The 5,782-nt window shown below is 57.7% G+C and carries 5 protein-coding genes; all 5 read right to left on the reverse strand.

The annotated features are described in order from the left end of the window. Positions 1-170: 170 nt before the first annotated feature. From ACUVTA_RS08090 to ACUVTA_RS08110, 5 genes are read right to left on the reverse strand one after another with little or no spacing between them, the layout of a single operon-like run. Positions 171-602, reverse strand: a complete 432-nt coding sequence (locus ACUVTA_RS08090; RefSeq protein WP_445952445.1) for an ACT domain-containing protein — start codon at positions 600-602, stop codon at positions 171-173. 42 nt (positions 603-644) lie between these two features. Further along, positions 645-1,949: a phenylacetate--CoA ligase family protein gene (locus tag ACUVTA_RS08095; protein WP_445952446.1), complete on the reverse strand. Its 1,305-nt coding sequence runs from the start codon at positions 1,947-1,949 to the stop codon at positions 645-647. A 20-nt stretch (positions 1,950-1,969) separates the two neighbouring features. Beyond that, complete coding sequence (locus tag ACUVTA_RS08100) at positions 1,970-2,554, reverse strand: indolepyruvate oxidoreductase subunit beta (RefSeq protein WP_445952447.1); 585 nt, start codon at positions 2,552-2,554, stop codon at positions 1,970-1,972. Beyond that, positions 2,547-4,319, reverse strand: a complete 1,773-nt coding sequence (iorA, locus tag ACUVTA_RS08105) for an indolepyruvate ferredoxin oxidoreductase subunit alpha (protein ID WP_445952448.1) — start codon at positions 4,317-4,319, stop codon at positions 2,547-2,549. Before iorA ends, ACUVTA_RS08100 begins: the two co-directional genes overlap by 8 nt. Beyond that, entirely contained in the window at positions 4,316-5,626 is a 1,311-nt protein-coding gene (locus ACUVTA_RS08110; protein ID WP_445952449.1) for a phenylacetate--CoA ligase family protein, read from the reverse strand. The genes iorA and ACUVTA_RS08110 overlap by 4 nt, the downstream gene beginning before the upstream one ends. Positions 5,627-5,782 lie beyond the last annotated feature (156 nt).

Consider the following 5,782-nt stretch of genomic DNA (forward strand, 5'->3'; position numbering starts at 1 on the left):
CTTGGTGGTGGAGATCACCATGCCCCGACAGGCATCCCTGTTTTATGCCCTGGTTCTGGCTTTCTGGCGGTTTCAAAGCCTTTCGGCCGCCAGCCTCTTCACGGCGGTGCTGCAGGCGGTCTTCCGGGTCCGCTTTTGTTCTGGGTGCCGGTTTTGCCGCAGCAAGTAATCTAAATAGCATAGACTTCTTGGGGTTCCGGAACCCTAAAGCCGGCCTTAGTTAAAGCCGCTATGGCTCCGGCCATATCGTTTACTTTAAGGAGTACCAACGCCTGGTCCACGCACTTGGCGACAAAAGTATACAGGTACTCAATGTTGATGCCGGCGGCTTCCAGGGCGCTCAGAGCAGGGGCTAAGCCCCCCGGTTGGTCGGGAACGGCTACGGCGAGAACTTCGGTAGCCGAAACGGTGAAGCCGCCTTCCTTTAGGGCTTGGTAGGCTTTATCGGGTTGGTCGATGATGAGGCGGAGGATGCCGAAGTCTGAGGTATCGGCAATCGCGAGGGCCCGGATGTTGATACCTTTTTCAGCCAGGAGGCGGGTGACGGCAGCGAGCCGGCCGCTCTTGTTTTCGAGAAAGACGGATACTTGTTTAACGGCCATTTTACGTCCCTCCACTTTTATTTTCGCTCTTATTTGGTTGCCTTAAGACTTTAAGAAGTCGCGCTTATCCCAGACACGCTTGGCCTTGCCTTCACTGCGCTGGATCGTTTTAGGCTCTACAAGTTTTACCTTAACCGAGATTCCTAGCACACTCTCAATCTCATCGTGGATGCGTTGTTCGAGTTCCTCGAGCCCTTTTACCTCGTCACGGAAAAGGGCTTCGGAGACCTCCACCCATACTTCGAGGGTGTCAAGCGACTTCTCCCGGTCCACGACCAGCAGGTAGTGCGGCTCGGTCTGGCCGATAGAGAGAAGAACGCTCTCGATCTGGGTCGGGAAGACGTTTACGCCACGGATGATAAGCATGTCGTCGGTGCGCCCGGTGACGCGGGCCATCCGGATGTGCGTCCGCCCGCAGGGGCAGGGCTCAACGATAAGTCGCGAAATATCGCGGGTGCGGTAGCGGATGACGGGAAAGCCTTGTTTGGTGATCGTGGTAAAGACCAGCTCTCCCTGCTCTCCCGGCGGGAGGACCTTGCCGGTTGCGGGATCGATAATCTCGGGGATAAAGTGGTCTTCGCAAATGTGGAGGCCGTTCTTGCAGAGACACTCGCTGGCTACACCGGGGCCGATAATTTCGCTTAAACCGTAAATATCGATGGCGTCTATTTTGAGTTTTTCCTCGATCTCGCGGCGCATGTTCTCCGACCAGGGTTCGGCACCAAAAAGGCCGGCCCGGAGCCGGAGGCTTTCTCGCGGGATGCCGCTCTCCTGCAAGACCTCCGCGATGTAGAGTGCGTAGGAGGGGGTACAGCAAAGTACGGTGGTGCCGAAATCCTGCATCAGCATAATCTGGCGCTTGGTATTGCCGCCGGAGATCGGGATCACCGTGGCCCCAATCTTCTCCGCGCCGTAGTGGAGGCCAAGACCGCCGGTAAAGAGCCCGTAACCGTAAGCCACCTGCACCACGTCGTCAGGAGTAGTGTTAACAGAGCCGAGGGTGCGGGCTACAACCTCTGCCCAGGTAACAATGTCTTCACGGGTATAACCAACTACGGTTGGTTTTCCGGTAGTTCCGGAAGATGCATGAACGCGAACGATTTCTTTCAGGGGCGCGGCGAAAAGGCCGAAGGGATAGTTGTTGCGCAGGTCATCCTTAAGGGTGAAGGGTAGGCGCGCGAGATCATCGAGCGACTTGATGTCTTCCGGTTCGAGCCCGATAGTTTTAAATTTTTCCCGGTAAAACGGCACCTTCTCGTACGCGCGGCGGACTGTTTCTTTGAGCCGCTGCAGCTGGAGTTCCCGGAGTTGCTCCCGGGGCATTGTTTCGACTACGGGGTTCCACATAACGTAATACCTCCATACGTTTAGGGCTTTTCGGCAATGGCGAAACCGCGGGCGAAGGCCCGGCGGTTGATGTCTACGAAGCGGGCAGGAACTGCGGCTGCCAGCGCTTTTTCCCAAATGTCTGTTGGTAAGGATAACTGTCGGGCGAGTGCACCCAGAAGGACGCTGTTAGCGACCCGGGGGGTGCCGCAGGCCGTAGCTTCCGTTACCGCGTCAATTGAAAGAAGCGAAAAACGGGCGGTAATCTGCGCTTCGATTCCGGTTGGGTATTCTTCACGGCCAAGCAAGACTGGAAGCGGCTCGATTACCTGCGTGTTAAGGATGACGCTGCCGCCTGGTTTTAAAAACGATAAGTTCCGGAGTGCTTCTAGTTTTTCAAAGGCGAGCAGGAAGTCGGCACTACCCGGGTCAATCACCGGGGAAAATACCCGGGGGCCAAAACGGACGTGGGTGATTACGCTGCCGCCGCGCTGGGCCATCCCGTGGATCTCCGAGGTCTTAACGTCGAAACCAGATAGGGCTGCTGCCCAACCGATAACCTTTCCCGCAAGGATGATACCTTGCCCCCCAACGCCGGCGATCAGAATGCTGGTGACCTCAGCCAACTTGCCCGTCCTCCTTTCCGATAGCGCCGTAACGACACACCTGAGCGCAGAGCCCGCAGCCGACGCAGAGATGCGGGTTGACCACTACCTGGCCTTTGGGTAAAGAGAGTGCTGGGCAGCCAAGTTGTAAACAGCGCTTGCAGCCCCGACAAACATCAGGTCGGACCGGTATAGGAGCGGGTGCCGGACGGGATAGGAGGATACACGGGCGACTGGCCACTACCACCGCCGGGGCGGGTGCTTTTAACGCCCGCTGGAGCGCCTTTTTGGTAGCGGTGAGGTCGAGCGGGTCTACTACCTTGACCCGGGTGACGCCAAGGGCACGGGCCAGCTTTACGAAATCCAAAGCTTTAGTCGGTTCGCCCCGGGCTGTCTGCCCGGTGCCGGGATGGTCCTGGTGGCCGGTCATCGCTGTAGTCTGGTTATCGGCGATGATTACGGTACTGACCCCCTTATTGTAGACGATATTGATGAGGCCGGTAATGCCGGAGTGGATGAAGGTAGAGTCGCCAATTACCGCTACCGTTCGCGCGGCGGTTTCCGGAGCGGCTTTGCTCATCCCGTGAGCCATACCGATGCTGGCCCCCATACAGATGCAGGTATCCATGGCCGAAAGGGGCGGCAGGCTACCCAGGGTGTAGCAGCCGATATCGCCCATTACGTTAAGTTTGAGGCTTTTCAGAACATAGAAAAGCCCCCGGTGCGGACAACCCGGGCAAAGGACTGGCGGGCGCAGGGGCAGGGAGGGTGCTGGGGCTGCGGGTACCGGCGGAGCGCTGTACTCGCGAGCAACGGTCGCAAAGGCGGCGTCCTGCCAGAGGGCCTGCGCTACCAGGGCAGGGGATAGTTCGCCCGTCCGGGGAAGGAGGGCTTTGCCGCGGATCAAAATGCCGGCGGCAGCGATTTCTTCTTCGAAGAACGGTTCTAACTCCTCGACTACGTACAGGTTCTCCACTCGAGCTGCAAACGTGCGAACCAGGGTTAGCGGTAAAGGGTAACTCAACCCTAACTTTAAGACGGAGGCCCAAGGGAAAGCCTCTTTAACGTAGCAATAGGCGATACCGCTGGTGATAATGCCGACGCGTGGGTCACCAGATTCGATCCGGTTGATTGGGGTATTGGCGGCGAATTGCCGGAGTTTTTCCCGGCGTTCTTCGACCGTTGCGTGGCGCCGGCGGGCATTGGCCGGGACCATCACGTATTTGACGAAATCTTTTTGGTAAGGCTTAAGGGGTGGGATAGGCGGGTCTTCTTCCCGCACCAGGCTTTTGGAGTGTGCGACGCGGGTAGTTGTGCGCAGTATTACGGGCGTGTCGAAGGCTTCGCTCACCTCAAAGGCTATCCGGACAAAATCCTTAGCCTCTTGGCTGTCGGCCGGTTCAAGAAGGGGTATCTGGGCGAAGCGGGCGTAGAAGCGGTTATCTTGCTCGTTCTGGGAGCTATGCATTCCGGGGTCATCGGCGGAGACGAGCACCAGACCCGCATTAACTCCGGTATAGGCAAGAGTGAGGAGCGGGTCGGCAGCTACGTTTACACCGACATGTTTCATGGCAACTAGCGCCCGTGCGCCGCCGAGAGAGGCGCCAATTGCCACCTCAAGCGCTACTTTTTCGTTGGGCGCCCATTCGGCGTAAATGTCGGGGTAGTGACGGGCGATATTCTCCAGGATTTCTGTGCTTGGCGTCCCGGGATAGGCTACCGCCACCCGCACCCCTGCCTCGTACGCGCCGCGAGCGATGGCTTCGTTACCGCTCAGAAGTTTCATCGAGTTGCCTCCTTGCGCCGGTCGATTACCCGCCGGGCTTTTCCTGTTGTCCGCTCGAGAGAGCCAAATTCAAGCAGTTTTATGCGGGGGGTGAGAGAAAGAGTGGCTTGCAGCCGGTTGCGAAGCTGCTCTTCGAGAGAAGCCAAATCTTCATAGCGGTCGGAAAAGCCTTCGGGGGAAAGTTCTACCTGAACCTCGATCTCATCCAGGTAGCCCTTTTTATCTACAACAATCAGATAGTGAGGAGTAAGGCCTGGGGTGCTGGTGATCACTTCTTCTATCTGGGAGGGGAAAACGTTAACTCCCCTAATGATCAGCATGTCGTCGCTCCGGCCCGTCACCCGCTCCATCCGGATGGTGGTCCGGCCGCAGGGGCACGGCTCGGGCAGGAGACGGGAAATATCCCGTGTCCGGTAGCGGATAACTGGAAAGGCTTCTTTGGTGAGCGTGGTAAAGACTAACTCGCCCCGCTCCCCTGGCGGTAAGGGCTGGCCCGTCTCCGGGTCGATCACCTCCACCAGGAAGTGGTCCTCATTGATATGCAGCCCACTTTTCTCCTCGCATTCGCCGGCCACGCCGGGACCGATTACTTCGCTTAAGCCGTAGTTGTCGTAGGCTTCGATTCCCCAGGCGGCTTCGATTTCGGCCCGCATCCCTTCCGACCAGGGCTCAGCGCCAAAAAGGCCCCGGCGTACCCGCAAATCCTGGCGGGGGTCGATTCCCAGCGACCGGGCTACTTCTGCCATGTACAAGGCGTAGGAAGGCGTACCAATGATGACGGTGGTTCCGAAATCTTGCATGAGGCGAATGTGGCGCTCGGTGTTGCCGGCAGCTGCTGGTACAACTGTAACCCCGGCGCGTTCCAGGCCGTAGTGGAGGCCGAAGCCCCCGGTGAAAAGACCGTAAGAGAAACAAACCTGCGCTATATCGCCGCGTTTGACGCCGGCCATGGTCACAATGCGGGCAATGAGCCCCGCCCAGGTACGCAGGTCCTTCTTTGTGTAGCCAACAACGGTGGGTTTTCCGGTGGTGCCGGAGGAGGCGTGGATACGAATAACGCGGTCGAGCGGGACGGCGAAAAGCCCGAAGGGGTAAGTCTGACGTAGGTCATCTTTAGTAGTAAAAGGCAGGCGGGTAAGGTCGTCGAGGGATCGGAGTTCTTCTGGTCGAACGCCGGCTTCCTCTAGGCGCCGCCGGTAGTAAGGGACTTTCGCGTAAACCCGGGCTATCTGTTCCCTTAGCCGCGCAAGCTGGAGTTGCTGCAGTTCCCCACGAGGAAGCGTTTCGCCTTTTTTATCCCAAATAATACGCCATCATCTCCGTATAGTTTATTAATTCTTAGGGCGAAGTTGGGTTTAGTTGACGAGTTGGCTTAATTATACCTTAATTATACCATAAAAAATTTGGCCTTGTTCCGTTTTGGGTGGCAAGCAGGATCAGGGGCCTGGACTTGAGAACCATGG

It is taken from the genome of Thermodesulfitimonas sp. (assembly GCF_052743955.1).